Origin of the sequence: Actinacidiphila sp. bgisy160 (genome assembly GCF_965342435.1) — a bacterium.
GTDB lineage: Bacteria > Actinomycetota > Actinomycetes > Streptomycetales > Streptomycetaceae > Actinacidiphila.
Map to the genome: position 1 here is coordinate 99,544 of NZ_CBDRCM010000004.1, position 25,856 is coordinate 125,399.

The 25,856-nt window shown below is 70.9% G+C and carries 24 protein-coding genes and 1 pseudogene; 8 read left to right on the forward strand and 17 right to left on the reverse strand.

Features of this window, described 5'->3' with window-relative positions; translation table 11 throughout:
- Positions 1-86: 86 nt before the first annotated feature.
- The 4 genes from ACRWNP_RS06090 to ACRWNP_RS06105 form a co-directional block, all read right to left on the reverse strand.
- Positions 87-1,751 carry an alkaline phosphatase D family protein gene (locus ACRWNP_RS06090; RefSeq protein ID WP_431959930.1) on the reverse strand — a complete coding sequence of 555 codons (1,665 nt, stop codon included), beginning with the start codon at positions 1,749-1,751 and terminating at the stop codon, positions 87-89.
- Between the two features lie 127 nt (positions 1,752-1,878).
- The gene (locus tag ACRWNP_RS06095; RefSeq protein WP_431959931.1) at positions 1,879-2,685 is read right to left on the reverse strand and encodes a DsbA family protein; all 807 of its coding nucleotides are present in this window, start codon (positions 2,683-2,685) and stop codon (positions 1,879-1,881) included.
- A 53-nt stretch (positions 2,686-2,738) separates the two neighbouring features.
- Positions 2,739-3,386: a hypothetical protein gene (locus ACRWNP_RS06100; RefSeq protein WP_431959932.1), complete on the reverse strand. Its 648-nt coding sequence runs from the start codon at positions 3,384-3,386 to the stop codon at positions 2,739-2,741.
- Positions 3,387-3,448: 62 nt separating this feature from the next.
- Positions 3,449-4,765: a DUF2252 domain-containing protein gene (locus tag ACRWNP_RS06105; RefSeq protein ID WP_431959933.1), complete on the reverse strand. Its 1,317-nt coding sequence runs from the start codon at positions 4,763-4,765 to the stop codon at positions 3,449-3,451.
- Positions 4,766-4,923: 158 nt separating this feature from the next.
- Between ACRWNP_RS06105 and ACRWNP_RS06110 the strand changes: the two genes are divergently transcribed.
- From ACRWNP_RS06110 to ACRWNP_RS06120, 3 genes are all read left to right on the forward strand, one after another.
- Complete coding sequence (locus ACRWNP_RS06110; RefSeq protein ID WP_431959934.1) at positions 4,924-5,460, forward strand: hypothetical protein; 537 nt, start codon at positions 4,924-4,926, stop codon at positions 5,458-5,460.
- A gap of 1,019 nt (positions 5,461-6,479) precedes the next feature.
- Complete coding sequence (locus ACRWNP_RS06115; protein ID WP_431959935.1) at positions 6,480-6,830, forward strand: hypothetical protein; 351 nt, start codon at positions 6,480-6,482, stop codon at positions 6,828-6,830.
- A gap of 261 nt (positions 6,831-7,091) precedes the next feature.
- Positions 7,092-7,682 carry a DUF4240 domain-containing protein gene (locus ACRWNP_RS06120; protein ID WP_431959936.1) on the forward strand — a complete coding sequence of 197 codons (591 nt, stop codon included), beginning with the start codon at positions 7,092-7,094 and terminating at the stop codon, positions 7,680-7,682.
- Between the two features lie 355 nt (positions 7,683-8,037).
- Here the strand turns inward: ACRWNP_RS06120 and ACRWNP_RS06125 are convergent, their stop codons facing one another.
- Positions 8,038-8,490: a hypothetical protein gene (locus tag ACRWNP_RS06125; protein WP_431959937.1), complete on the reverse strand. Its 453-nt coding sequence runs from the start codon at positions 8,488-8,490 to the stop codon at positions 8,038-8,040.
- A 595-nt stretch (positions 8,491-9,085) separates the two neighbouring features.
- Between ACRWNP_RS06125 and ACRWNP_RS06130 the strand changes: the two genes are divergently transcribed.
- The gene (locus ACRWNP_RS06130) at positions 9,086-9,670 is read left to right on the forward strand and encodes a GNAT family N-acetyltransferase (RefSeq protein ID WP_431959938.1); all 585 of its coding nucleotides are present in this window, start codon (positions 9,086-9,088) and stop codon (positions 9,668-9,670) included.
- A 351-nt stretch (positions 9,671-10,021) separates the two neighbouring features.
- On the opposite strand, the gene ACRWNP_RS06135 is transcribed toward ACRWNP_RS06130, so the two are convergent.
- A complete protein-coding gene (locus tag ACRWNP_RS06135) occupies positions 10,022-10,630 on the reverse strand; it encodes a helix-turn-helix domain-containing protein (protein ID WP_431959939.1) in 609 nt (202 codons plus the stop codon).
- 89 nt (positions 10,631-10,719) lie between these two features.
- Between ACRWNP_RS06135 and ACRWNP_RS06140 the strand changes: the two genes are divergently transcribed.
- Entirely contained in the window at positions 10,720-11,340 is a 621-nt protein-coding gene (locus ACRWNP_RS06140; RefSeq protein ID WP_431959940.1) for a hypothetical protein, read from the forward strand.
- 45 nt (positions 11,341-11,385) lie between these two features.
- Positions 11,386-11,787, forward strand: coding sequence for a hypothetical protein (locus ACRWNP_RS06145; protein WP_431959941.1), 402 nt, complete (start codon positions 11,386-11,388; stop codon positions 11,785-11,787).
- Here ACRWNP_RS06145 and ACRWNP_RS06150 read toward each other — a convergent pair.
- The 3 genes and pseudogenes from ACRWNP_RS06150 to ACRWNP_RS06160 form a co-directional block, all read right to left on the reverse strand.
- On the reverse strand, positions 11,766-12,218 hold the full coding sequence (locus ACRWNP_RS06150) for a hypothetical protein (protein ID WP_431959942.1): 453 nt from the start codon (positions 12,216-12,218) through the stop codon (positions 11,766-11,768). The genes ACRWNP_RS06145 and ACRWNP_RS06150 overlap by 22 nt on opposite strands.
- Before the next feature lie 51 nt (positions 12,219-12,269).
- Entirely contained in the window at positions 12,270-12,857 is a 588-nt protein-coding gene (locus tag ACRWNP_RS06155) for a dienelactone hydrolase family protein (RefSeq protein ID WP_431959943.1), read from the reverse strand.
- A 73-nt stretch (positions 12,858-12,930) separates the two neighbouring features.
- Positions 12,931-13,041, reverse strand: a pseudogene (locus ACRWNP_RS06160) (RNA-guided endonuclease TnpB family protein); the annotation flags it as partial.
- 58 nt (positions 13,042-13,099) lie between these two features.
- Between ACRWNP_RS06160 and ACRWNP_RS06165 the strand changes: the two are divergent.
- Positions 13,100-14,203 (forward strand): mechanosensitive ion channel family protein, encoded by a 1,104-nt coding sequence (locus tag ACRWNP_RS06165; RefSeq protein WP_431959944.1) that lies wholly within the window; start codon positions 13,100-13,102, stop codon positions 14,201-14,203.
- Positions 14,204-14,220: 17 nt separating this feature from the next.
- On the opposite strand, the gene ACRWNP_RS06170 is transcribed toward ACRWNP_RS06165, so the two are convergent.
- The 5 genes from ACRWNP_RS06170 to ACRWNP_RS06190 form a co-directional block, all read right to left on the reverse strand.
- On the reverse strand, positions 14,221-15,816 hold the full coding sequence (locus tag ACRWNP_RS06170; RefSeq protein WP_431959945.1) for a Na+/H+ antiporter: 1,596 nt from the start codon (positions 15,814-15,816) through the stop codon (positions 14,221-14,223).
- Between the two features lie 35 nt (positions 15,817-15,851).
- Complete coding sequence (locus ACRWNP_RS06175) at positions 15,852-16,289, reverse strand: GNAT family N-acetyltransferase (RefSeq protein WP_431959946.1); 438 nt, start codon at positions 16,287-16,289, stop codon at positions 15,852-15,854.
- Positions 16,282-17,217, reverse strand: coding sequence for an RluA family pseudouridine synthase (locus tag ACRWNP_RS06180; protein WP_431960036.1), 936 nt, complete (start codon positions 17,215-17,217; stop codon positions 16,282-16,284). Before ACRWNP_RS06180 ends, ACRWNP_RS06175 begins: the two co-directional genes overlap by 8 nt.
- A gap of 58 nt (positions 17,218-17,275) precedes the next feature.
- The gene (lspA, locus tag ACRWNP_RS06185; RefSeq protein WP_431959947.1) at positions 17,276-17,836 is read right to left on the reverse strand and encodes a signal peptidase II; all 561 of its coding nucleotides are present in this window, start codon (positions 17,834-17,836) and stop codon (positions 17,276-17,278) included.
- Between the two features lie 119 nt (positions 17,837-17,955).
- Entirely contained in the window at positions 17,956-19,182 is a 1,227-nt protein-coding gene (locus ACRWNP_RS06190; RefSeq protein ID WP_431959948.1) for a TraR/DksA family transcriptional regulator, read from the reverse strand.
- Between the two features lie 554 nt (positions 19,183-19,736).
- On the opposite strand from ACRWNP_RS06190, the gene ileS reads away from it, so the two are divergent.
- Positions 19,737-22,865 carry an isoleucine--tRNA ligase gene (gene ileS / locus ACRWNP_RS06195; protein ID WP_431959949.1) on the forward strand — a complete coding sequence of 1,043 codons (3,129 nt, stop codon included), beginning with the start codon at positions 19,737-19,739 and terminating at the stop codon, positions 22,863-22,865.
- Positions 22,866-23,627: 762 nt separating this feature from the next.
- On the opposite strand, the gene ACRWNP_RS06200 is transcribed toward ileS, so the two are convergent.
- From ACRWNP_RS06200 to ACRWNP_RS06210, 3 genes are all read right to left on the reverse strand, one after another.
- The gene (locus ACRWNP_RS06200) at positions 23,628-24,830 is read right to left on the reverse strand and encodes a DivIVA domain-containing protein (protein WP_431959950.1); all 1,203 of its coding nucleotides are present in this window, start codon (positions 24,828-24,830) and stop codon (positions 23,628-23,630) included.
- A 46-nt stretch (positions 24,831-24,876) separates the two neighbouring features.
- Positions 24,877-25,167, reverse strand: coding sequence for a YggT family protein (locus ACRWNP_RS06205; RefSeq protein ID WP_018557120.1), 291 nt, complete (start codon positions 25,165-25,167; stop codon positions 24,877-24,879).
- Between the two features lie 62 nt (positions 25,168-25,229).
- Positions 25,230-25,811, reverse strand: a complete 582-nt coding sequence (locus ACRWNP_RS06210) for a cell division protein SepF (protein WP_431959951.1) — start codon at positions 25,809-25,811, stop codon at positions 25,230-25,232.
- Between the last annotated feature and the right edge of the window lie 45 nt (positions 25,812-25,856).

Consider the following 25,856-nt stretch of genomic DNA (forward strand, 5'->3'; position numbering starts at 1 on the left):
GGACCCGAGGGTCTCCCCACCGCCCGCCCCCGACGGCCGCTCCCCGCATGACGAGGGGGGTGGCCGGAAATCGCCGTTCGGGAGGCTCAGCGTACCGGCGAGTAGACCCGCTCGACCTTCTGCGTGCCCGACCGGGTGCGGTACGAACGCTCCCAGGTCGACGAGGCGTTCGGGTCGGTACGGTCGGAGAGCGCGTAGTAGTCCATCTGCGCCCGCTCGCCGGTGATGTCCAGCACGCCGTAGCCGTGGGAGTCCATGTCCAGCCACTTCACATGGCGGTTGGCGGCCTTCACGGCGGCCTCGGCGACCGTGGAGACGGTGTCCGGGGCGACCTTGAGGATGTCGTCCAGGTTGTCGGAGGTGACCGAGGTGACCACGAACTCGGTGGCGGCCGAGGCCGACAGCGGGTAGGTAGCCGCCTTCACCGGGACGTCGTTCGCCCACGCCATGTGGATGTCGCCGGTCAGGAAGACCGTGTTGCGGATGCCGTTGTCCCGCAGGTGGGCGAGGAGCTCGCGGCGGTCGTCGGTGTAGCCGTCCCACTGGTCGACGTTGACCGCCAGGCCCTCGGCGGGCAGGCCGAGCAGCTTCGCCAGCGGGGCCAGCAGGTGGTCCGGCAGCGCTCCGAAGGCGACCGGCGAGATCATCACCGAGTTGCCGATCAGCCGCCAGGTGGTGTCCGAAGCCTTCAGGCCGGTCTTCAGCCAGTCCAGCTGGGCCCGTCCGGTGATCGTACGGTCCGGGTCGTCCACCGAGCCGCTGCCGAGCGAGGCCTGCTGGGAGCGGAAGGAGCGCAGGTCGAGCAGGGACAGGTCGGCGAGCTTGCCGAAGCGCAGGCGGCGGTAGGTGGTGCCGGCGACCGAGGGGCGCACCGGCATCCACTCGAAGTAGGCCTGCTTGGCGGCGGCCACCCGGGCCGTCCAGGCGCCCTCGGCGCCCTCGGTGTGGTTCTCCGCGCCGCCGGACCAGGCGTCGTTGGCGAACTCGTGGTCGTCCCAGATCGCCACGACCGGGGCCGCGGCGTGCAGCGCCTGCAGGTCGCCGTCGGTCTTGTAGCGGCCGTGCCGGGTGCGGTAGTCGGCCAGCGTGACGATCTCGTGGGCGGGCGCGTGCGGGCGGACGACGGTGCCGCGGGCCGCGTAGCCACCGGTGGCGTACTCGTAGAGGTAGTCGCCCAGGTGCAGCCAGGCGTCCAGGTCGCCGCGGGCGGCCAGGTGCCGGTACGAGGAGAAGTACCCGGCCTCCCAGTTGGCGCAGGAGACCACGCCGAGGCGCAGCCGGTCGGCGGTGGCATTGTCGGCGGGCGCGGTGCGGGTACGGCCGGCCGGCGAGGTCACGCCGCCGGCGGTGAAGCGGTACCAGTAGTCCGTGGCGGGCTGCAGCCCGCGCACGTCGGCCTTGACGGTGTGGTCAAAGGCGGCGGTGGTGGCCGCCGTGCCGGTCGCCACGACGGAGGTGAACGCCTTGTCCCTGGCGACGGTCCAGCTCACCTCGGTCGCCGGGCCCAGCCCGGAACCCGGGACGGCCTCCGGCACGGGGGTCACCCGCGTCCACAGCAGCACGCCGTCCGGCAGCGGGTCACCGGAGGCGACGCCGTGCAGGAAGGAGGGGGCCACGGCGGCGGTGGCGGGGGCGGCGCCCGCGGCCAGCGGTATCAGCGCGGCACCGGTCACGACGGCGCCGGCCTTGACGACCGAACGGCGGCTCGGTGTTCTCGATGAGGTCTGTAAGGGTGCAGAGGTCTCGGTCACGGGCGGTCAGATTACGCGCCAGTAACCCCTTTCCGGACCAGAATGCACAAGAGTTCAGGACGACTTCGCCCCCCGGTCCCCGGCATGTCGCCGGGGACCGGAGGGCGGGCGGACCCGCGAGCCGGTGCTAGCCCTTGCCGATGATCTGGTCGACCGCGGCCGTGTACTGATCGGGGGTCATCGCCTGCACGCTCTCGATGGGCTTGTCGTCGAGCTTCACGGTCGGCGTCGCGTTGACACCGTCGGCGCTGAACTGCTTGTCCATGGTCAGCGCCCACTTGTCGTAGGTGCCGTTGCGGACCGCGTTCTCGAAGGTCTTGTTGCCCTTGAGCGCGTCGACCTTCTGCGCCAGTTCGATCAGCTTGTCGGCGCTGCCGAAGTCGTCCTTGGTCTCCTCGGGGTGGACGTCCTTGGAGTACAGCAGCGTGTGGTAGTCGACGAACGCCTCCTTGCTGACGTTCAGGGCGGCGCCCAGCGCACTCAGCGCCTTCTTCGAGCCCTGGCCCTGGCCGAGGCTGTTGTCGAGGAAGGCGCCCATGGTGTAGGAGATCTTGTACTTGCCGTCCTTGGCGTCCTTCTGGACGGTCTCGCCCGAGGTCTGCTCGAACTGCGCGCACACCGGGCAGCGCAGGTCCTCGTACACCTTCAGCGTGTGCTTGGCGTTCTCGTCGCCGATGACGATCGACGTGCCGTCCTTGCCCGAGGAGTTGGCGGGCTTCACCAGCGGCTTCTCCGCGGCCTTCTCCCAATAGCCCGGCGCGTTCATCTTGACGACGGCCACGGCTATGCCGGCGCCGAGCGCCAGCACGCCCAGCACGCCGCCGACGACGAAGAACTGCCGCCGCAGCCGCTCCCGCTTCTGCTGCCGCTCGCGCTCCGCGCGCAGCCGCTCGCGGGCGGCGTTCTTGGCGGCCTGGCTGTTCCGCTTGCTCATGATGATGTGATCTCCGACTCGTACGTACGTGGGTGAGGGATGGTGCGCCGTGCTCAGCGGAAGCCGAGGCGGGCGGGCGGCCCTCGCCGTAGGACGGAGTGCAGGAGCAGGGGCAGCGGCGGCGCGGCGGCCGCGGGCCCGGCCGCTCCGGGGCGGGTGGTGCCGAGCGGCCCGGCCGCCCGGAAGACGGCCACCGCGACGAGCAGCGGCCGGAAGGCGGCGCGCAGCAGGCGGTGCAGCGCGTCCTCACCACACCGCAGCCACCCGGCGGCGACCAGGCCGACGCAGACGTGCGCCAGGAGCAGCAGCCACGGGGAGGTGGTGGGGCCGGACCCTTGCGGCGCCGTGGCGGCGAGCGAGCCGCCGACGTCACCGTGGCAGACCAGCACCTCGTTGATCGAGCGCCACGAGCCGGTGACGGGCCCGCCGCCGGGGCCGTAACAGGTGTGCCGGCCCGCGGTGAACAGCGTGTCGACGGCCAGTTCCAGCGGGACGAGCAGGCCGGCGATCGGCCAGTAGCCGCGCTCGCGGCGGCCGAGCGCGTACGCGACCGCGAAGACGGCCGCGAAGGCCCCCGCCGTGGTCGTCATCGGCAGGGGCTCCCGCGAGAGCATGATGTGGGCGGTCGCGGACAGCGTCACGCACAGCGCGGCGAAGCATCCCGCGCGCAGTGCCCTCAGCCGGGGTCCGGTCCCTTCCATGGCGCAGAGTGTGCCATGCCGGTGGGTAAGCAATGCCTAAACCCCGGAACAAGGGCCCGGGATCACAGCCCCGGGATGCGGCCGTTGCGGAACAGGTCCACGAAGACCTGATGGTCGGCGCGGGCCCGGGCGCCGTAGGAGTGGGCGAACTCCACCAGCGACTCGGTGAAGCCCTCCTCGTCCCGCGCGATGGCCGCGTCGATGGCGTCCTCAGTGGAGAACGGCACCAGCGAGTGCCCGCTCTCGTCGTCCGCCGCCGCGTGCATCCCGGCGGTGGCCCGGCCGAGGTCCGCGACGACGCCCTCGATCTGCTCCGGGTCGTCGATGTCCGACCAGTCCAGGTCCACCGCGTAAGGCGACACCTCGGCGACCAGCTGGCCGACGCCGTCCAGCTCGGTCCAGCCCAGGAACGGGTCGGCGTGCGCCTGCAGCGCGCGCTGCGAGATCACGGTGCGGTGACCCTCGTGGCGGAAGTACGCGCGCACCGCCGGGTCCGTGATGTGCCGGGAGACCGCCGGGGTCTGCCCCTGCTTCATGTAGATCACGACGTCGTTCTCCAGGGCGTCGGTGTGGCCCTCGAGGAGGATGTTGTACGAGGGCAGGCCCGCGCTGCCGATGCCCACGCCGCGCCGGCCCACGACGTCCTTGACCCGGTGGCTGTCCGGGTTGATCCGGCTGGTCTCCGGCAGCGTGTCCAGGTACGCCTCGAAGGCCCGCAGCACCTTCTCGCGGGTGCCGCCGTCCAGTTCCACGGCGCCACCTCCCGCGGTGAAGCGGCGGTCCCAGGCACGGATCTCCGTCATCGAGTCCAGCAGCCCGAACCGGGTCTGCGAGCGGGCGTGGCGCAGCGCGTCCAGCAGCGGGCCCTGCGCGGAGTCCAGCGTCAGCGACGGGACCGCCTCGCCCCGGGCGAGGGCGCGGATCCGCCCGCGGTAGGCCGTGGCGTAGCTGCGCACCAGGCCGGAGATCACGTCGTCGGCCAGGGCCTTGCCGTAGCCGATCAGGGCTACGGAGGCGGCGAAGCGCTGCAGGTCCCAGGTGAACGGGCCGACGTAGGCCTCGTCGAAGTCGTTGACGTTGAAGATCAGGCGGCCGTTGGCGTCCAGGTACGTGCCGAAGTTCTCGGCGTGCAGGTCGCCGTGGATCCACACCCGGGACGTGCGCTCGTCCAGGAACGGGCTGCCGTCCTCGGCGTCGGCCAGGTCGGCGTAGTAAAGGCACGCGGTGCCCCGGTAGAAGGCGAACGCCGACGCCGCCATCTTGCGGAACTTGACCCGGAACGCGGCCGGATCGGCGGCCAGCAGCTCCCCGAACGCGGTGCCGAAGACCTCGAGGATCCGCTCGCCGCGCTCTTCGTCCGTCGTCATGCCTGTGGCCATCGGTGCTGTGCCTCCTGGGCTGGTCCGTGTCTGCCGGGTCAACGCAGGAGCGTACGCTCGCGTGCCCGGGGACGACCCCGGGCGGGGTGTCGTTCGCGTCACCGTCGCACCGCGTTCAAGCGGGCACTTCCGGCCACCGTCGCGCGTTCTGGCTTGCGATGAACACCACCAGGGGGCGGGACACCGCGCGTCGCGGCCGGCGGCGCACCATATTCGGGCTGCTGCTGATCGGCGGCCTCGCACTGGCCGCCATAGCGTGGCCCACGCTCTCCGCGCAGGTCCGCGCGGCCAACTGGCCGAAGGAGCAACCCCGGGGGCCGCAGCACATCACCGCCCGCATGGAGACCGTCCGCGACGCCGTCGTCAAGGAGTTCGGCCCCCGCGGTCTCAAGGGCGCCCCTGGCTGCTACCGCGAGGAGGGCGGCATCGCCGGCGGCGGCGAACACCCCCTGGGCCGCGCCTGCGACTTCATGCTCATGCCCGCCGGCGAGAAGGCCACCGGCAAGCCCGACGCCCTGGGCGAGGACATCGTGGCCTGGGTCCGCGAGCACGCGGACGAATACGGCATCTGGTACGTCATCTACGAACAGCACATCTGGTCCAGCCGGCTCCCGCAGCAGGGCTGGAAGCTGATGGAGGACCGCGGATCCATCACGCAGAACCACTTCGACCACGTGCACATATCGGTCTACTGAGCCGCTGCCTAACTGAGCTGCAGCTTCGGACGGAACGGCCCGCTGACCAGCGTTGATGCCGTCACTGGTTGTCAACGTTGGTCAGCACTGGTCCACCTCCCACGGCCCAGGGACGGCCCCGCGACGGTGTTCAACTTGCAGGGCGACACCCGCTTTAGGAGCGAGGTGGGGCGGTTCTGGTCCTGACCTGGGGTTCCTTGTCCTGGGCGGAGTCTGGCAGCACGTACCCTTGCGCACCCTGGTTCCCCGTGAGGCCCCGACCGTTCTGGCACGAGAGTGGCACGGTCCAGGGAACTCCATCGCGGTCGGGCGCGTGCCGGGCTGTCAAGATCGCCAACGGCTCCAGAGTAGCCACTTCACGTACTGGGGCAGGTGGTGACGCCAGAGCCAGACCGGCAAGTGACGGTGCGGGACAAACGACCAGAGATCGTCGTCGGCTTCGTTGCCCCTGGTGCGGGCTCGCAAGAGGGCCAGGCACTCGGCATCGACCGTGCGGTGCAGACGTGCAACGTGCGCTAGAGCGATCGTGCCCTGCCGGCGCAGCTCTTCCGAGTCCGAGCGGAGAGCGCGGGCGACCCTGGGAAGGATGGCAAGGGGATCGGAGTGATTGAGGGCAAGGCCGATCACGGCTACTCCGACGTGAGGCTCCCCGCGGTCAAAAGCCGCATCTACTTCCGCTGGCTTGTCCATCCCGAGCAGGCCTGTACCGTCGGCCCAGCTGTAGACCCAGCCGGGAGAGCCTGTCTCCCCACGCTCGCACGTCACGCGCCGACTTTACGTCCCACCCTGTACCGCAGCGAGATCAGTTCTTCCACAACTGACGTTCGGGGATGAGCACCTGCGCCGGTGATCGGAGCACCGCCCCTGAGCAGGGGAAGGGCCGTCGGCGACTGTCGTCATCTGTCGTCGTTGGCTACGTCGGACGGCCCAGAGACGGCCCGGGCTGAGGTGTAGCGGTGTGGCTTCTACGCGATTTTCTGCCGTGCAAGCTAGGGGATCACGTCACCTACTCTCTAGGCATGGAGGACTCCGAGGCGTTTCGCGTAGCGGTCAGAGCGCAAGCGGCGGCCATGCTGGAGGGCGATGCTTCACCGTACGACCGGACGTTGGAGATTTGGCGTCTCGCTATGGGTGAGTGGCCTGGGCCTGACGGAGACGAAGCAGGCATTTCGCTGCATCTCATCTGGGGTGCGCTGACGGATTGGGTCGAGCTCCGGCCCACGGAAACGGATCAAGCTGAGGCGCACATGGTCACGGCGGCCCGTGAGTGGCTGACCATCGAGGGTGACCAACAGGCCGAAGCCGAGTACTTCGATCGTTGGGTCCACGACATCCTCGGATACGAGCGTCGGGCTCCGGTCCAAAGCTAATACACGATCTTGAAAACCGTCGTGGCAGCGATGTCACCGTGGGTTCAAATCCCACACTCTCCGCAATGGCCGGCGAAGGCGCTGGACAGAAGGGGTGCCCCAAGACACGGGGGCGCCCCTTCTTCGTGCTCGATGGCACCGTAGTTCCCCGCGGTTTCCCGTGCGATCGGGCACGCCAGGGGCACGACGCCTGGGAAGGACTGCACGATTCAGGGGCAGGCCCCGACAGGTCTTGTCAGAGGCGCCTGGCAAAGTGCCCACGTGGACGTTGATCCCTTCTGGACTCTCATCGAGGCGTGCCGACAGCAAGCCCTGAGTCAGGATGATCGGCTTGAGTGGCTGCGCGGCGAGTTGGCGCAGAGGTCACCGGCGGAGATCGTGGAGTTTCAGGTATGCCTGAATCAGGTGACTGCGGATGCGTTCACTTGGGATCTGGTGGCAGCCGCAGAGCGGATCTTCGGCGGTTGGTGTTCGGACGACGGCTTCTGCTATTTCGGTCTCTGGATGGTGGGGCTGGGGCGCGAGGCTTTCGAACGCGCGGTGGCCGATCCTGACGCCCTGGCCCGCACGCCTGAGGTCCGGCGTCTGGTGGGGCTTCCTCGGAGCGAGTGGGGCGGTGCTTGGCCGGGATGGGAGTCGCTCGATTACGTTGCGCTGGAAGCCCATGAGCTGGTGGCAGGAGAATCCGGCGACTGCGGCGATGCGTTCTATGACGCCGTGAAGGCCCGGGCGAGTAGTGATGCGGAGCCCCGACACCCCGCCGGCGAGCGTTGGGACGTCCGCGATGAAGAGGAAGCAAGCCGCAAACTGCCGAGGTTGAGCAGCGCCTTCCCGCTCGCCATCGGGACATGAGATCCCGGTGCGTTGGGGGCTGCGGGCTGACCGGGGACGAACATGGCCCGGAGCCCCAGTTTGGAAGATTGAGGCTGCGCCGCATTTGCCTCGATGACGACTTCTCCCCCGAGGTCCCGAACCTCGATCCGCACGTCCGCCTCCCGCGTGAAGACTTGCGCGACATCATCGGGCACGGCCGTAACTCGGGTGCTCTGAGCAGGGGCCCTGCTGGGTTCGGAGGTCGTGGAGAAACATGACGCCTCAGCACGCACGGCTCCGGAGGCCGGTTCGATTCTCTATGTCGATGCAGTTCAAGCGCATGATTCGCCCTCCGGCTGACGAGTCGTCCCGCACAGGTCCCGTGACGTGGCGATCACGTAGTCGGTTCGCGACCGGGACCACTCGGATCAGCCTGCCGGCTGAATTCGTGCGTGCACCCCCCGGAAGTCTCGTCCCGAGTGAAGCAGGCGACGAAGGAACTCGGGGAGCCGTAGAAGGCCACTTTCATGCCGTCGCAGTCCACGCCGTCGAAGGTGACCGTGCCGGACGTTCCGGAGGGAGACCAGGTTCCATGTTGCACGTCGGCGACGCCCGGACACTCCCGGACGACCTCCGCCTTGTCGAAGCCCTTGGCTGTGAACGTGCCGCCGTCCTTGAACTCGACTGTGGCCCCGCTCCAGTCCGACCACACGCCCGTCAGCTGATCAACGGTGTCGACCTCGACCGGGTAGTAGCCGGAGCAGGAGGCCAACAGGAATGTCACCGCGCCTCCCAACGCAGCGCCCGTGAACGCACGTCGTATCCGCTGATGCCGGTCGACAGCCATACGCCCCGCCTCTCGTGTCTCGCACACGCCCGGGAGCGGCGCCCCACGTAGACGGCGGACATCATCTTGAACGCGTTCAAGTCCTGGTGTCAACCAGGGCCGGGACCCACTTCGCGGTGACGATCCCGTGCGCCCGGCAGCGAAGGTCGGCACGGAGAGACTGTGGGCGGGAGCTGCCGTGGTCCGAGCACCTGCACCTTCGCTGACCTGGGTCGGAGCCTTCCTGTAACGCCTCGTGGTTCCCCCCGGCTTCCCGACAGGTCGGGCACGCGGGGGGACACGCACCCCAGCCACAGCCTGCCCCGCTGTCATCCCGTCCGCGTCGACCCCCACGCATGTGGAACGGGCGCGGGTCAGCCGGGCAACACGGGGACAAGTGAGCGGCGAGGTCCGGCAGGAGACCCATCGTCTCACCCTGCTCCCCGCCTCCGCGGCGCTCCGATGGCAGGATGCAGGGATGCCTGACGACCTGATGGCTCGCGCTCGAGCCATGTGGCGGGAATTGGCCTGCGCACCCGCTGAATTCAGACGCTCCGCTGCCGACGTGGTCGTCTCACCGGGGTCGGCGTTGTGTCCCCCTTCGTGGTGTGGGGTCGTGGTGCTGGGCGCAGCAGGGATTCTCACGGTTCCGACAGCCGAGGCTGCCGTACTGCTCCGCAAAGCCACCGCTGGTATTCCCCCGGACACCCTCGTCCGGGCGGATGCGCTCCGGACGGTACTGCCCGTCGCCGAGGTGCTGGGTCCGGCCACGCTCGCCTACGTGTCTGACGTGGAGTTCCGTCCTGTGTCCACGGACCACGCGGTGGCGCGTCTGTCAGTGAAACACCCTGACGTGCTGGCTTTGCTCGCGACAGCGGGGCACGAAGACGCCGGCGAAAGCGGCCTGGGTGAGATCTCCTCGCCCGCGTTCGTCATCCTCGACGGCGGCGAGGCCGTGGCCGCAGCGGGATACCGGATCTGGCCCGGGGGCACGGCTCATGTGTCGGTACTGACGGCACCGCAGCGCCGCGGCCGTGGGTTGGCGAGGACCGTGGCCTCCGCGGCAGTGGCTCATGCTCTCGATGCGGGTCTCCTGCCTCAATGGAGAGCTCGGCCTGAGCCGTCCCGAAGGGTCGCGGGCGCGCTCGGATTTCGAGAGGTGGGGGCCCAGTTGAGCTTTCGTCTCGAGTTCGGCGCCTGACCAACCCGCCGGACAGGCTGCGCTGGTGTGGAACACGGCCCGCCGGCCGAGTCACCGGCGTGGCGACGGCGGCGACGAGCGCGGCCCGTCCGCTCGCCGGGTGCCGGCGGACACTCTCGTCGTGCCACGTGCCGGTCGCGAGCAGCCCGAGCACCGTCAGCGGCGCGACCCTGTGCAGGATGTGGAGTCGGGCTTCCGCCGGATCAGCCCGGAGCTTGTCGTGGATGGGGACGGACGCGAGTGACCCCTGGTTCCCCCATCGTTTCCACCCGTCTCTCCCCCGTTTCGACGGAGGTCACCGGGACAGGGAATGCGCGGTCAACGCGTCCCTGCGACGGCACCAGCGGGACCTCAGTCGGCACCGCCGCCGGCCCCTTCCCTCCGGCCGGGCCTGGCGCGGACGTGCATGCGCTCGCCCTGGCGGCCGAAGAGACTGAGGATCTCGACGGGTTGGTCGCCGGCGCTGCCGAACCAGTGCGGCATCCGGGTGTCGAACTCCGCGGCCTCGCCGGCGCCGAGGACGACCTCGCGCTCGCCCAGCAGGAGCCGCAGACGTCCGGAGAGCACGTACAGCCACTCGTAGCCCTCGTGGACGCGAAGGTCGGGCTCGCACTGGCCCGCGGCGACGACGACCTTCCAGGCCTGCGGCGAACCCGGCTGCCGGGTCAGGGGCAGGACGGTACGGCCGTTCACGCGGCGGGCTTCGAGGCGTACCCGGGGGTCGCCGACCTCGGGGGCGCCGACCAGTTCGTCCAGCGGCACGCGGTGGGCCTGGGCGATCGGAAGGAGGAGTTCGAGGCTGGGGCGGCGCCCGCCGGTCTCCAGGCGGGACAAGGTGCTCGTGGAGATGCCGGTGGCCGCGGAGAGCGCGGCCAGGGTGACACCCCGCTCCTTGCGCAGGCGTTTGAGGCGGGGGCCGACCTCCGCCAGGGCTGCGGCGATCGGGGACAGGTCTTCCATCCGCCCATTCCACCCCGGCCGTCCCGGGAACGGCAACGAACCCTGCCGGCGGATACGGTCGGAGCCGAGCCGGGAGGGAGGTGGGGGCCGTGAGTGTGACGGGCGTCTGGGTGGTCGGGGCCGTCCCCGACGACGAGGCACGGGCGCGGGCACGTGCGCTGTCCGGGCACACGTCCCCGCACGCCACCGGAGAAGAGGAGTTGTTGCCGGCGGGCGGTGCCGGGCAGCGCTTCCTGGCGGACGCCCCGGCCGTGCTGCGGTTCGCCGAACTCGTCCACTGCGCGACCGCCGCCGAGGACGACCAGCCGACGCTGACGCTGCAGGACGAGCTCATGGACCTCATGCCGCGGACCGGCGGCGACGGCCCGTTCGCCGTCGCCGCCCGCAAGGCGAGCCCGGTCGCGGCGCTCGTGTACGCGCTCGGCCCCGGAGCCACAGCCTTGCTGCCCGGCAGATTCGGCGAGTTCCTGCTGACCCACGACGAAGTGGTGGCGGCACTCCCCCGGGTCGAGCGGGCCCTGGACGTCCGGCACCCGGCGGGAGGAGGTCCTCGCCCGCGTGGCCGACTGGATGCGCGTCGTGGGCGACGCGGACTTCGGCGCCGCGGAACTGCTCGACGCGCCCTTGCGCGTGCTCCGTCACGCCGCCCGGTCCGGTCTCGGCGCCGCCGCGTTCAGCCGCTGGTACTGAGCCGGGCCGCGATCCGCTAGGTTGAACGCGTTCAAAGCGGTGTTCGCCAGGGGGAAGGGGCGGCCATGAGGGCTGGGTCGGGGCGGCCGGAGGTACGGCTGGGGATCGCGCGCCGGCAGTGGGTGCTCGCGATGGGGGCGCTCGCCGCTGCGGTGCCCGGACTGCTCTACGGGCTGGACAGCTACTACGGCGGCTTCTTCGTGCTGACCGTGGTGCCCCTGACGCTGCCGCCGCTCCTGGGGCGCTTCCCCAGGGTCTTCGCCCAGGCCTGCGTCGTCATCGCACTGGCGCTGGTCGCCTGGTCCGTCATCGGCGCGGCGATCGCGATGTACCTGTTCCTGCCTTCGGCCGCGCTCCTGCTGCTCGCCGCGTCGGCCGGGCCGCGCCGGGCCGGCCCGGCCGACGCCGCCGAGGTGGCCGAGGTGGCCGAGGTGGCCGACGCGGCTCAGGGGCGTATCCAGCAGTAGAGACGCCGTCCGTCGGCCGACGCGCGGCCGGCCAGCCCGGCGAGCTCCTTGAGGAACGGCCCGAGGACGTCCGGTCCGTGCACGCCGTGGAGGCCTCCGGAAGTGCGGGACCACCCCATGGCGACGTCGTCCAGCAGGTCCACGTCGAAGGCGGCGAGCGCGTCGCGGAAGCTGTCGGTGAGGGAGACGGCGACCACTCTGCCCTCACCGGCCACTCCCACCAGGGCGCCGCGGCGCGGATCGGAGCGCACGTCCTCAGGGGCGCGGCCGGTGATGAGCACCTCCGCGGGGAGCAACTCCACCACCGGGTCGATGCCCTGGGTCACGTGCTGGTCGCGGCCGCCGCCCTCGGCGTGGTGGAATTCGCGGACCACGGCGCGGGCGGCGTCCTTGTCGTCGGCGGCGGAGTAGTACCCGTAGAGAACACCCATGTCCCGGATGATCTCAGCGGGCACTGACAACGGCTCCCGCTCACATGGGCGTTACGCGTCATCCGCCTCCGCCGCGAGGTCGGCGAGGAAGTCCAGGGCGGTCGCCCAGGCGCGCTCCGCCGCCTCCGCGTCGTAGTCATCGAGGTCCGGGTCGGTGAACAGGTGGCCGGCGCCGCGGTAGCGGTGGACCTCCACGTCGGCGCCGGCCTTGCGCATGCGCAGGTACCAGGCGTTCAGCCAGTCGTCCGGCTCAAAGGGGTCGGGTTCGGCGACGTGCAGCTGCACGGGGATGTCGGTGGTGGCGTCGTCGGCGATGTCGGAGGTGCCGTGGAGCAGCAGGAGGCCCCGCGCCTTGGCGTCGGCGAGGGCGAGGTTCTGCGCGATGGAGCCGCCCAGCGAGAACCCGGCGTAGACCAGGCCGCGCTCGGAGAGCGGCCCGGAGACGGTGACGGCGCGCATCAGCAGCTCGTCGCGGCCGATCTCGTCCTTGATGGCCATGCCCTCCTCGACGGTCTCCGCGGTGCGGCCCTCGTAGAGGTCGGGAACGTGCACCTCGTGGCCGGCCGCGCGCAGCCGGTCGGCGGCGGCGTGCACGGCCGGACGGAGTCCGTAGGCCGAGTGGAACAGCACGATGGTCATGCCCGAGGTCACAATTTCACTTCCCATGATCGGCGCACGGTCGGGTACGGGCTCCATCATGCCCCCCGTCACCGTCGAAGTGCCCGACGCCCTTGAAGCGTGGGTAGCCCGGGGTCTGCCCGGCCTTGACCCTGCGGAAGAACGCCTGGAACGCCCTGCCCGGACGGCGCGGCGTGGCCTGACGCTGAAGACCTCGGGTCGTGCTTGACGAACAGGTGGACGTCCCCTTGCCAGGAGGATTGATGGATTCCGTCATACGGCCGCTCGGCGTGGTGGGCGGCTCCCTCATTGTGACGCTCGCCGTGGGCTGGGCCGTGGACCACGCGCTGCGCCGGGCGGACGCCCGGCACCGGGAGACCCCGCTGTGGAACCTGCTGCGGCGCGCGCGCCTGCCCCTCCAGCTGGTGATCTGCGGCTCGCTGCTGCGCGGCTCGTACGAACAGGCGCACCTGGCCCGCGGCCACACCCGCGGGATCGGGCAGCTGCTGACGCTGGTACTGATCGGGGCCTGTGCCTGGCTGGTCGTCAGGGTCGCGGCGGCCATCGTGGAGGCGTCCTACTCGCGGTACGCCTCCGCCGCGCAGGACGCGGCTCGGGTGCGGCGGGTACGGACGCAGGTGACGCTGATCCAGCGGGTGGTCACCGCGGTCGTCGGCGTGGTGGCGGTCGCGGCCATGCTGCTGACCTTTCCCGCGATGCGCGGCTTCGGCGCCTCGATGCTGGCCTCCGCGGGGCTGATCGGCATCGTCGCGGGCATCGCCGCCCAGTCGACGCTGGGCAACCTCTTCGCGGGGCTGCAGATCGCCTTCGGGGACATGGTCCGGATCGGCGACGCGGTGGTCGTGGAGGGCGAGTGGGGGACGGTGGAGGAGATCACCCTCACCTACCTCGTGGTCCGCACCTGGGACGAGCGGCGGATCACCATGCCGGTCTCGTACTTCACCAGCAAGCCCTTCGAGAACTGGTCCCGCGGCAACGCCCGGATGACCGGTACCGTCTACTTCCACCTGGACCACGCCACGCCCGTCGACCTGATGCGCGAGCACCTCCACGACGTCCTCAAGGAGTGCGAGCAGTGGGACGGCCGGGCCTGGGGCCTGGTGGTGACGGACACCACCCCGTCGACGATCGAGGTGCGCGCCCTGGCCACGGCGAAGGACGCGGACGACATCTGGACGGTGCGCTGTGTGGTGCGGGAGCACATGATCGACTGGCTGCGCCGCGAGCACCCGTACGCGCTGCCGCGCATCAACACCGCCATCGCCCCCGGACTGGCCGAGGCCCCGGACCGGGAGCAGGCCACGCCCGCGGCCGAGGACGTCGGTCCCGGCCCCGGGGCCCGGTAGGGAACAAACCGCACCGCCTACCGCGACACGCGCAGGCTGCGCACGTCGAGCTGACGCAGTACCCGGTCGACGATCTCGGGGTCGTAGCCGGGCTCGCTGCGGGCGGCGAGGACCTCGTGCCGCGCGGCGGAGAGCATGTCGCGCTGGACGCGCTCGACGGTCCTGATGCGGCCCACGCGGGCGGTGTGCCGCTCGCGCTTCTCGTCGTCGACGATGTCGGGGCAGATCCGGGCCCCGACGTCGAAGGCGCGGCGGTGCAGGAGTTCGGAGACCTCCTCGGAGAAGTCCTCGGTCTCCTCGACCTCCCTCAGCCGCTGCTTGGCGGCCGCCATGGCGCGCAGCGCGAGCATCATCTCCATGTCGTGCTCCACCTGGGTGTCGCTGCTCACCCCGAGTCGCTTGACGACCTGCGGAAGAGTGAGTCCCTGCAGCACAAGGGTGGCGAGGACGACGGAGAACGCGATGAAGAGGATCTCGTCCCGCGCCGGGAAGGGCTCGCCGGTCTCCGTGGTGTGCGGGATGGCCAGCGCCAGGGCGACGGACGCCACGCCGCGCATCCCGGACCACCACATGACGACGGTCTCGCGCCAGGACAACGGGATGTCCTCGTCGAGGTCGCGCCGCTTGTGCAGCCGTTTGGTCACCGCGGCGGCCGGCATCAGGTAGGCCAGCCGTACGAGGACGACCGCGCCGACGACGATCGCCGCGTGGCTGACCATCGTGCCCCAGCGGCCGGCGCCGACACCGAAGACGTTGTGCAGCTCCAAACCGATCAGGCCGAAGGCGACGCCGGTGACGAGTGTGTCGACGACCTCCCAGAAGGTGGCGCCGACCAGTCGTCCGGTCACGTCGTCGGCGTCGCTGGCATGTTCGGCGAGGAACAGCGCCGTGGTGAGCACGGCCAGGACGCCCGAGCCGTGCGCCTCGTCGGCGATCGCGTACGAGGCGAAGGGGACGAGCAGCGAGAGCCCGATCTGCAGGGTCGGGTCGCCCACGACCCCCATCAGCTTGGAGGCCGTCCAGCCCAGCACGACACCGACGGCGACCGCGACGACCGCCGACAGCAGCAGTTCGCCGAACGCCTCCGGCCAGGAGAAGGAGCCCGTCACAGCCGCGGCGACGGCCACGTTGTAGACGACGATCGCGGTGACGTCGTTGAACAGCCCCTCGCCCTCCAGGGTCGACACCATGCGGCGCGGCAGGCCGAGGCGTCCGGCGACGGCCGTCGCGGCCACCGGGTCGGGCGGGGCGACCAGCGCGCCGAGCGCGAGGGCCGCGGCCAGCGAGATGCCGGGGACGATGGCGTTGGCGATGGCGCCCACCGCCGCGGTGGTGATCAGCACCAGGGCGACGGCCAGCAGGAAGATGGCCTTCTTGTTGGCGGCGAACTGCCGCCAGGACGTGCGCTGTACGGAGGCGTAGAGCAGCGGCGGCAGCACGAGTGGCAGGATGAGCTCGGGGTTGATCTGGACGTTCGGCACGAACGGCAGGAGGGCCAGCACGACCCCGAGCAGAGTCATCAGAACGGGCGACGGCAGCCCCGTCCGGTCACCCAGCGGCACCATGACGATGGCGGCGAGCATCAGGGCGAAGAACAGCGCGAGTTGATCCACACCCCTAGCGTGGCATGCCGGCCGCCCCGGCCCGGTCAGAGCACGCGCCTCATCGAGAGGTGCGGGATGCCCGCCTCCTCGTACTCCTCGCCGAAGGACGTGTAGCCGAGGCGCTCGTAGAAGCCGACGGCGTGGGTCTGGGCGTGCAACTCGACGGCGGACAGGCCGTGCTTGCGGGCCTCGTCCTCGATGGCGCGCACCAGGGCCACGCCGATGCCCAGCCCGCGGGATGCGCCGGTCACGGCGAGCCGGCCGAGGATGCCGGTGCCGTCCTCGCCGAGCAGCAGCCGGCCGGCGCCGAGGGCTCCGTCGGGGCCGGTGGCCAGGACGTGCACGGCGTCGGCGTCATGGGCGTCGTACTCCAGATCGGCGGGGACCTGCTGCTCGATGACGAAGACCTCGTGCCGTACCGCGTAGTACGCCTTCAGGTCGTCCGGGTCGGCTGCGACCCGCACCTGGTAGTTCTCAGACACTGTCGGCTCGCACGGTGTCGAGGGCGTACTGCAGGTCGTCCGGGTAGGGGCTCTCGAACTCCACCCAGCGGCCGTCCTCGGGGTGGGAGAAGCCCAGGCGGACGGCGTGCAGCCACTGGCGGCCGATCTTCAGCCGCTTGGCGAGGGTGGGGTCGGCCCCGTAGGTGAGGTCGCCGACGCAGGGGTGGCGGTGGGCGGCCATGTGGACCCGGATCTGGTGGGTGCGGCCGGTCTCCAGCTTGATGTCGAGCAGGGAGGCCGCGCGGAACGCCTCGACGAGGTCGTAGTGCGTGACGCTGGGCTTGCCGTCGGCGGTCACGGCCCACTTGTAGTCGTGGTTCGGGTGACGGCCGATCGGGGCGTCGATGGTGCCGCTGAGCGGGTCCGGGTGGCCCTGGACCAGCGCGTGGTAGCGCTTGTCGACGGTGCGTTCCCGGAACTGCTGCTTGAGGTCGCTGTAGGCGATCTCCGACTTGGCGACGGCCATCAGGCCTGAGGTGCCGACGTCGAGCCGGTGGACGATGCCCTGGCGCTCGGCGGCGCCGGAGGTGGAGATCCGGTAGCCGGCGGCGGCCAGGCCGCCGATGACGGTGGTGCCGGTCCAGCCGGGGCTGGGGTGGGCGGCCACGCCGACGGGCTTGTCGATCACGACCACGTGGTCGTCGTCGTACACGATCCGCATGCCGGGCACCGGCTCGGCGACGACCTCCACCGGGCGGGGCGGCGCGGGCATCTCGACCTCGAGCCAGGCACCGCCCGAGACCCGGTCGGACTTGCCGGCCTCGCTGCCGTCGATCGTCACCTTCCCGGCGGCGGCCAGCTCGGCCGCCTTGGTCCGCGAGAAACCGAACATGCGGGCGATGGCGGCGTCGACACGCTCGCCCTCGAGGCCTTCGGGAACAGGGAGGGACCGAACTTCGGCAGGCATACTCACCTGATCGAGTATGCCGGATCCGCGGGGCGTCCCTCGCCGCCCGGCTCCCGGCTCAGTCCTTGTGGACGGTTCCGTCCGGGTCGAGACCGCGGAAGGACAACAGGACGATCAGGACGCCGCCGCAGACGATCGCCGAGTCGGCCAGGTTGAAGACCGCGAAGTGGGTCGGCGCGATGAAGTCGACCACGTGCCCCTGCAGGAAGCCCGGCGCGCGGAACACGCGGTCCGTGAGGTTACCGAAGGCACCCCCGAGCAGCAGCCCCAGCGCGATCGCCCACGGCACGCTGTGCAGCTTGCGGGCGATCCTGGCGATCACCACCACCACCGTGACCGCGATCACCGTGAAGACGATGGTCATGCCCTGGCCGAAGCCGAAGGCCGCGCCGGCGTTCCGCACCGCCTCCAGGCGCAGGTAGCTGCCGAACACGTCGATGGGCTCGTGCCCCTCGAGGCTGGTCACCACCCAGATCTTGGAGAGGAGGTCGAGGACGTACGCGAGCGCCGCGACGCCGAGGAGCACGGCGATGCGCCGCGGCCCCCTGCCGGTGACCTCGTCCGTACCGCCGGTCGGCTCCTCGGCCGTGTCCGCCGCGGTCTCCTGTGCCTTCGCCATGTGAGTCCTTCAGCCCTGATCTGCGCCAGTCCGGATCCTGACGCAGACGAGGTTACGGCACATACGTCCGAACAGCGGGGCTGCGGGGACCCGGGCCCCGCGATTCCCCGTGCCCATGGTCAGTGGCGCTCCTGGCGCTGCTTGCAGTCCACGCAGAGCGTCGCACGGGGGAAGGCCTGCATCCGCGCCTTGCCGATCGGCTTGCCGCAGGACTCGCAGAGCCCGTACGTGCCGGAGTCCAGCCGCTCCAGCGCGTGCTCGGTCTGCGCGAGCATCTCGCGCGCGTTGGCGGCCAGCGCCATCTCGTGCTCGCGCGTGATGTTCTTGGTGCCGGTGTCGGCCTGGTCGTCGCCGGCACCGTCGCCCGAGTCGCGCAGCAGCCCGGTGATGGCGTCCTCCGAGGTGGAGATCTCGGACCGAAGCCGGTCCATCTCGGCCAGCAGCTCGGCGCGCGCCGCGTCCACCTCCTCCTCGGACCACGGCTCCTCGTCCGGACGAACCGCCAGGTCGCCCGCGGCGACGGCACCCGCCGCCTCGGCGATTCGGGCCGTGGGGACCGGGGAGGCGGACGCCCCTGCCGCGGCCGACCCGGCCGCCGTCTTCTTCGCTGCCACCTTCTTGGCTCCCGTCTTCGTGGCCTTCGCGGCCTTCGTGGTCTTCGCCGCCGCGCGGGCGGTCGTGCCGGTCTTCGTGGTCACGGACTTCGTGGTCCCGGCGGGTGCGGCCGCCGCGGTCGTGCCGGTGGTCTTGGTGGTCTTGACGGTCCTGGCGGCCTTCTTCGCCGGTGCGGCCTTCTTCGCCGGTGCGGCCTTCTTCGCCGCGGCCGGCGCCTTCGCGGGCTTCTCGGCCGCCGTCACCGTCTTCCTGGCGGGTGGCGCGGTCTTCCTCGCCGTACGTCCCGTGGTCTTCCGCGCGGACGCCGCCTTGGCCGTCGTCTCCTCCGCCACGGCCGCCTTCTTTCCTGCGGCCTTGGCCGCGGTCTTTCCCGCGGCGGCTGCCGCGGCCTTCTTCGCGGCGGGTGCCGCCTTGGGTACGACAGCCTTCTTCGCGGGCGCCTTCTTCCCGTCCGCCGCCTTCTTCGCGGCGGTCCTGGTGGACGGTGCGGCCTTCTTGGGCGGCACGGACGTGACCGGGAGCGCCCGCTTCTCGGGGGCCCGCCCGGCCTCGGCCGCTCCTTCGCCGGCCGTGGCGGTCTTCCTGCGAGCGGGGGACGCGGCCTTGGCCGGGCGCTTGGCCGCGGCCTTCCGCGCGGCGGGCGCGGCGTTCCTGCGGGCCGCGGGGGCGGCCGCCGGTGCCGTCTTCTTCGCCGTCGTCTTCTTCGTGACGGTGGTCTTCTTCGCCACCATGGCCGAGGCCCCTTCACATATTGTGATCTTGCTCGCGAATCGTGCCGGAACGATAAATCGGCTCCGGGCCCGCGGCAACGGGGCACGCCGCCGGATTCGCCTGCCGCGCCGGGTCGGGAGGCAGGTCTGCATCCGTTGTGCCCAGCTCTCCGCGAGGTATTCCGGTACCAACGGGTAACAGGGTGCGGACCGGGCCATTCGGGTCACACCGGCCGCCGCCGAAACCCGGCCGACACCGCGCCCCGCGGCCCCTTACACTGGGCGGAGCGAAAGGCGTGGAAGGGGACGAGTAGCGCCGTACGCAGCCCATAGCGACCCGGGGACGGTGGAAGCCCGGGGGCCAGCGCGACGTGAAGATCACCCCGGAGCCGCCGGAAGAAAGCCCGCAAGGGCGAGTAGACCCGGCAGCGCGACCCCAATGAGGGGGTTGCGGAGCGAGCCCGCGAGGGCCCGTCCGCAGCCAAGGAGGGTGGTACCGCGGGAGCAGTGGCAGCACGTGCTCTCGTCCCTCCGACGGAATACGCACGCGAACGTGTCCGCCGGAGGCAGATCCGATGACGCAGTACCGCCAGGTCCCCGCCCAGGTCGACCTGCCCGCGCTGGAGCACGAGGTGCTCGCGTTCTGGCAGGAGAACAAGGTCTTCGCCCGCTCCCTGGAGCAGACCGAGGGCAGGCCGGAGTGGGTCTTCTACGAGGGCCCGCCGACCGCCAACGGCATGCCCGGCGCCCACCACATCGAGGCCCGCGTCTTCAAGGACGTCTTCCCGCGCTTCAAGACGATGCAGGGCCACCACGTGACCCGCAAGGCCGGCTGGGACTGCCACGGACTGCCGGTCGAGCTCGCCGTCGAGAAGGAGCTGGGCTTCTCCGGCAAGAAGGACATTGAGGCGTACGGCATCGCCGAGTTCAACGCCAAGTGCCGTGAGTCCGTGACCCGGCACACCGACGCCTTCGCCGAGCTGACCACCCGCATGGGGTACTGGGTGGACCTCGACGACGCCTACCGGACCATGGACCCGGAGTACATCGAGTCCGTCTGGTGGTCGCTGAAGCAGATCTTCGACAAGGGCCTGCTGGTCCAGGACCACCGCGTCGCACCCTGGTGCCCGCGCTGCGGCACGGGCCTGTCCGACCACGAGCTGGCGCAGGGCTACGAGACCGTGGTCGACCCCTCGGTCTACGTGCGCTTCCCGCTCACCTCCGGCCCGCTCGCGGGCGAGGCCGCACTCCTGGTGTGGACGACCACCCCCTGGACCCTGGTCTCCAACACCGCGGTCGCCGCCCACCCCGACGTCACCTACGTCGTCGCGACCGACGGCCGGGAGAAGCTGGTCGTCGCCGAGCCACTGCTGGACAAGGCGCTCGGCGAGGGCTGGGAGGCCACCGGGCAGAGCTTCACCGGCCGCGAGATGGAGCGCTGGTCCTACCAACGGCCCTTCGCCCTGGTGGAGATGGAGGGCGCGCACTTCGTCGTCAACGCCGAGTACGTGACGACCGAGGACGGCACCGGCCTGGTCCACCAGGCGCCCGCCTTCGGTGAGGACGACCTCAAGACCTGCCGCGCCTACGGCCTGCCCGTGGTCAACCCGGTGCGCCCCGACGGCACCTTCGAGGAGGGCCTGGAGCTCGTCGGCGGCCAGTTCTTCAAGAAGGCCGACGAGGCCCTCGTCGACGACCTGCAGGCGCGCGGGCTGCTCTTCCGGCACCTGCCGTACGAGCACAGCTACCCGCACTGCTGGCGCTGCCACACCGCGCTGCTCTACTACGCGCAGCCGTCCTGGTACATCCGCACGACCGCGGTCAAGGACGCCCTGCTCCGCGAGAACGAGCGCACCAACTGGTACCCGGAGGCGGTCAAGCACGGCCGCTTCGGCGACTGGCTCAACAACAACATCGACTGGGCGCTGTCCCGCAACCGCTACTGGGGCACGCCGCTGCCCATCTGGCGCTGCGAGGAGAACCACCTCACCTGCGTCGGCTCGCTGGCCGAGCTGTCGGAGCTGACCGGCACCGACCAGACCGGCCTCGACCCGCACCGCCCCTTCATCGACGACGTCACCTTCGCGTGCCCGCAGTGCTCCGCCCAGGCCGTGCGCGTGCCCGAGGTCATCGACGCCTGGTACGACTCGGGCTCCATGCCGTTCGCGCAGTGGGGCTATCCGTACCGGAACAAGGAGCTCTTCGAAGGGACGTACCCGGCGCAGTTCATCTCCGAGGCGATCGACCAGACCCGCGGCTGGTTCTACACGCTGATGGCGGTCGGCACCCTGGTCTTCGACCGGAACGCCTACGAGAACGTGGTCTGCCTGGGTCACATCCTCGCCGAGGACGGCCGGAAGATGTCCAAGCACCTGGGCAACATCCTCCAGCCCATCCCGCTCATGGACCAGCACGGCGCCGACGCCGTGCGCTGGTTCATGGCGGCCGGCGGCTCGCCCTGGGCGGCCCGCCGGGTCGGCCACGGCACGATCCAGGAGGTCGTCCGCAAGACCCTCCTGACGTACTGGAACACGGTCGCCTTCCAGGCCCTGTACGCCCGCACCTCCGGCTGGGCCCCGGGCGAGGCCGACCCGGCCCCGGCCGACCGCCCGCTGCTGGACCGCTGGCTGCTGGGCGAGCTGGGGACGCTGGTGCGGGACGTCACCGACGCCCTGGAGTCGTACGACACCCAGCGCGCGGGCAAGCTGCTCTCGTCCTTCGTCGACGACCTGTCCAACTGGTACGTGCGCCGCTCGCGGCGCCGCTTCTGGCAGGGCGACAAGGCGGCGCTGCGCACCCTGCACGACGTCGTAGAGACCGTGACCCGGCTGATGGCGCCGCTGGTGCCGTTCATCACCGAGCGCGTCTGGCAGGACCTTGTCGTCCCGGTCACCCCGGGCGCCCCCGAGTCGGTGCACCTGGCGAGCTGGCCCACGGTGGACGTGGCGCTGGTCGACCCCGTCCTGTCCCACCAGATGGCCCTCGTGCGCCGTCTGGTGGAGCTGGGCCGCGCCACGCGTGCCGAGTCCGGGGTCAAGACCCGCCAGCCGCTCTCGCGGGCCCTGGTGGCCGCCTCGGGCTTCGAGGCGCTGGGCGAGGAGCTGCGGGCGCAGATCGCCGAGGAGCTCAACGTCGCCTCCCTGGCGTCCCTGAGCGAGGTCGGCGGCTCCCTGGTCGACACCACGGCCAAGGCCAACTTCCGCGCCCTCGGCAAGCGCTTCGGCAAGGGCGTCCAGGCCGTCGCCAAGGCCATCGCCGACTGCGACGCGGCGGCGCTGTCGCTGGCGCTGCGCGAGGGCAACGCGTCGGTGGTCGTGGACGGCGAGCCGGTCGCCCTGTCGGCGGAGGAAGTGATCATCACGGAGACCCCGCGGGAGGGCTGGTCCGTCGCGTCCGACTCCGGCGCGACCGTGGCGCTCGACCTCGAGATCACCCCGGAGCTGCGCCGGGCGGGCCTGGCCCGTGACGTCATCCGGCTCGTCCAGGAGGCCCGCAAGAACAGCGGCCTGGACGTCGCGGACCGCATCGCGCTGCGCTGGGCCGCGGCCGACGCGGAACTGGCGGAGGCACTCGCGGAGCACGCGCGGCTCGTGGCGGACGAGGTCCTCGCGACGGACTTCTCCTCCGGCGCCCCGGAGGAGGGTTACGGCCCCGCCTTCACCGACGAGGCGCTCGGCCTGACGTTCCACCTCCGCAAGCGGTAACCCTCCGGGGGGCCCGCGCGTGACGGCTGCGCCGTCGTCCGCCCCGGCGGACGACGGCGCAGCCGTCTGTGTGCCCGGGGTGCCCCTTGCTTGCGGCCCGTCGTTGTCTGCGGGGCGTTTGTGACCGGGATCGGGTCTCTCCCCCGCCCTCCCTCCCGATTGCCCGGCACGGTTGGTGCGGGCCTCGCTCTGTGGCTGGGTGGGCCGGGGGCGGGGCCTGCGGGGTGGGCATTCCGTACCGCATATTCATGTGCATGGCGGGCACCACTCGTCGGTGCCGTCTGTGCCGCACATCGAATACACGTCAGCGTCCAGAACGCCCACCCCTACGGCCCCACCCCCTCCGAATCGACGGCGACCAACGGCCGGTGGGGGCCAGAAGGCAGTCCGGGGGCACCGCACCTGTCCGGCGCACCCATCAACTGGACACCCTGCGCCCGCGCAACAGGGAGGGGGTGCGGCGGGGTGCTCCCCCTGGCCGAAGGCCGGGGGGAGACGAGCGGCGGACCCGGCGCCAAGGATGTGGGGCGCACACCGCGAGCGTCGAGGACGTGCGCCGGCGCGGCCCCGACCCCACAACGTACGCGCGATACCCCACCAACCGCGCCGGGCAATCGGGCGGGAGGGCGGGGGAACCCCCGACAGAAACCACAACGCACCCGCACACAAGCAACCGGGCCGCCCCCACGCGCAAGGGCCGGGCCCCCGAGGGAAGCGTTTCCCTGGGGGCCCGGCCCTATGGCGCTGCGGTCGCGCCGGCGACTAGTTGTCGTCCTCGTCGATCAGGAACCCACGCATCGGCGTCGGCGCCTGCTGCAGCGGCGCCGGGCCCTGCGGCCGGACCGGTGCCATCGGCTGCGTCATGGCCGGGGACATCTGCTGCTGACCGCCGTAGGTCGGGTTCGGGCCGCCGTGGCCGCCCATGCCCTGGCCGCCGTAGGTCTGGCCGCCGCCCATGGTGCCGGCACCGGCCGTGGCCATGCCGCCGCCCATGGTGCCGCCGCCCATTGCGCCGGAACCGGAGGAGAGGGACGCGGCCGCGGGGGTGCGCGGCGGGGCGAGCGAGTCGTCGGCCTGGTTCTCCAGCTGACGCAGCTGGCTCTCCAGGTACGACTTCAGGCGCGTGCGGTACTCGCGCTCGAAGCCGCGCAGGTCCTCGACCTTCCGCTCCAGCGTCGCGCGGGCGGACTCCAGGGAGCCCATGGCGACGCGGTGCTTCTCCTGAGCGTCCCGCTCAAGGGCGTCGGCCTTGGCGCGGGCGTCGCGCTCCAGGCCCTCGGCACGGCTGCGGGCCTCGCCGACGATCTTGTTCGCCTCGGCGCGCGCCTCGGCGATGGCCTGGTCGGCCGTCTGCTGGGCGAGCGAGAGCACACGGGCGGCGCTGTCGCCACCGGGGCCCTGCTGCTGCATCGGGTGACCGGGACCACCCATGGGGTGCTGGCCCATCGGACCCTGGCCCATCGGGCCCTGACCCATGGGGCCGCCCTGCATCGGACCCTGCCCCATCGGACCCTGACCCATGGGGCCGCCCTGCATCGGACCCTGCCCCATCGGACCCTGACCCATGGGGCCGCCCTGCATCGGACCCTGGCCCATCGGACCGGGGCCCTGCTGAGCACTGGGCCCGGCGGGCAGGGCGAGGCCACTGCCGGGTCCCTGGGGACCGGGGCCGCCCATCTGCTGGGGCGGCACCGGCTGCGGTCCTGATATGGCGGCGGGCACGGGGGCCCCGGGACCGCGGCCGTCCTGCGGCTCGGGCTTGCGCATGCCCTGCTGCTGGTTCTGGGCGGCGGCACGGGTCGCCGCGGCCAGCTTGGCCCGCAGGTCCTCGTTCTCACGGAGCAGTCGGGTCAGTTCCGCCTCGACCTCGTCGAGGAAGGCATCCACCTCGTCCTCGTCATAGCCTTCTCGGAGGCGGACGGTCGTGAACTGCTTGTTCCGCACGTCCTCGGGGGTCAGTGGCATCTCTTCACCTCAACGTGATCGTCGACATATCGGGAGCCCGCATCGGTCATCCTCGCAAGCCCCCTACGACGGTGAGCAGGATGTACACGATGATCATCAATACGAAGAAGGACAGGTCGAGCGCCACGCCCCCGAGACGCAGCGGCGGGATGAACCGCCGCAGAAGCTTGAGTGGCGGATCGGTGACAGTGTAGGTGGCCTCCAGGACGACCACCATGGGCTTCCCTGGCTGCCACGATCGAGCGAACTGGAAAACATAGTCCATCACCAACCGGAAGATCAGGACAAGCAGGAAACACATCAGCGCGATCCACAGCACCTGGAGTGCGATGTCCATCGCGCTTCCCTCTCCCCTGCTCGTTCATGGGCCTCGCGGCCGGTTTCGTACGGTTGTGTATCTCAGCTCTGATTGAAGAACCCGCCTTCGGCGATGCGGGCCTTGTCCTCCGCCGTGACATCGACGTTAGCAGGCGACAGCAGAAAGACCTTCTGCGTCACCCGCTCGATGCTGCCGTGCAGCCCGAAGACCAGCCCGGCGGCAAAGTCGACAAGTCGCTTCGCGTCCGTGTCGTCCATCTCCGTCAGATTCATGATCACCGGCGTGCCCTCGCGGAAGTGTTCCCCGATCGTACGGGCTTCGTTGTACGTCCGGGGGTGGAGTGTCGTGATCCGGTACGGCTCTCGTTCCGACACGACCTTAGGCATGATCACCGGTGCGTTCTTCTCCAGGCTATGGCGTTCTTGTGTGATGGATGCCACTGGGGCGATCCGTGGCTCCCGGGGGACCGGAGCGTGCACGAGGCGTGCCGGTTCCTCCGGTTGTGCCTGATGTGGTGGCTGGTGGGACTGGTGCGGTCGGCGGGAGCGCTCCGGCTCGGGTTCGGGTTCGAACTCGTCGTCGGGATCGAATCCCGGGCCGTCGTACCCGTCGTCCTCCACGAGGCCGAGGTAGACCGCCATCTTGCGCATCGCGCCGGCCATGCTCTGCGTCCTCTCAGCGGGGAAAGACCATATTTTTTGTGTGGT

What these genes read in the sequence shown, in the direction of transcription:
- ACRWNP_RS06095 (WP_431959931.1), bottom strand. Translation starts at nt 2,685, where the DNA reads ATGAGCAAGCGGAACAGCCAGGCCGCCAAGAACGCCGCCCGCGAGCGG.
- ACRWNP_RS06100 (WP_431959932.1), bottom strand. Translation starts at nt 3,386, where the DNA reads ATGGAAGGGACCGGACCCCGGCTGAGGGCACTGCGCGCGGGATGCTTC.
- ACRWNP_RS06105 (WP_431959933.1), bottom strand. Translation starts at nt 4,765, where the DNA reads ATGGCCACAGGCATGACGACGGACGAAGAGCGCGGCGAGCGGATCCTC.
- ACRWNP_RS06110 (WP_431959934.1), top strand. Translation starts at nt 4,924, where the DNA reads ATGAACACCACCAGGGGGCGGGACACCGCGCGTCGCGGCCGGCGGCGC.
- ACRWNP_RS06115 (WP_431959935.1), top strand. Translation starts at nt 6,480, where the DNA reads ATGGAGGACTCCGAGGCGTTTCGCGTAGCGGTCAGAGCGCAAGCGGCG.
- ACRWNP_RS06125 (WP_431959937.1), bottom strand. Translation starts at nt 8,490, where the DNA reads ATGGCTGTCGACCGGCATCAGCGGATACGACGTGCGTTCACGGGCGCT.
- ACRWNP_RS06135 (WP_431959939.1), bottom strand. Translation starts at nt 10,630, where the DNA reads ATGGAAGACCTGTCCCCGATCGCCGCAGCCCTGGCGGAGGTCGGCCCC.
- ACRWNP_RS06145 (WP_431959941.1), top strand. Translation starts at nt 11,386, where the DNA reads ATGAGGGCTGGGTCGGGGCGGCCGGAGGTACGGCTGGGGATCGCGCGC.
- ACRWNP_RS06150 (WP_431959942.1), bottom strand. Translation starts at nt 12,218, where the DNA reads ATGGGTGTTCTCTACGGGTACTACTCCGCCGCCGACGACAAGGACGCC.
- ACRWNP_RS06155 (WP_431959943.1), bottom strand. Translation starts at nt 12,857, where the DNA reads ATGACCATCGTGCTGTTCCACTCGGCCTACGGACTCCGTCCGGCCGTG.
- ACRWNP_RS06165 (WP_431959944.1), top strand. Translation starts at nt 13,100, where the DNA reads ATGGATTCCGTCATACGGCCGCTCGGCGTGGTGGGCGGCTCCCTCATT.
- ACRWNP_RS06180 (WP_431960036.1), bottom strand. Translation starts at nt 17,217, where the DNA reads ATGCCTGCCGAAGTTCGGTCCCTCCCTGTTCCCGAAGGCCTCGAGGGC.
- lspA (WP_431959947.1), bottom strand. Translation starts at nt 17,836, where the DNA reads ATGGCGAAGGCACAGGAGACCGCGGCGGACACGGCCGAGGAGCCGACC.
- ACRWNP_RS06190 (WP_431959948.1), bottom strand. Translation starts at nt 19,182, where the DNA reads ATGGTGGCGAAGAAGACCACCGTCACGAAGAAGACGACGGCGAAGAAG.
- ileS (WP_431959949.1), top strand. Translation starts at nt 19,737, where the DNA reads ATGACGCAGTACCGCCAGGTCCCCGCCCAGGTCGACCTGCCCGCGCTG.
- ACRWNP_RS06200 (WP_431959950.1), bottom strand. Translation starts at nt 24,830, where the DNA reads ATGCCACTGACCCCCGAGGACGTGCGGAACAAGCAGTTCACGACCGTC.
- ACRWNP_RS06205 (WP_018557120.1), bottom strand. Translation starts at nt 25,167, where the DNA reads ATGGACATCGCACTCCAGGTGCTGTGGATCGCGCTGATGTGTTTCCTG.
- ACRWNP_RS06210 (WP_431959951.1), bottom strand. Translation starts at nt 25,811, where the DNA reads ATGGCCGGCGCGATGCGCAAGATGGCGGTCTACCTCGGCCTCGTGGAG.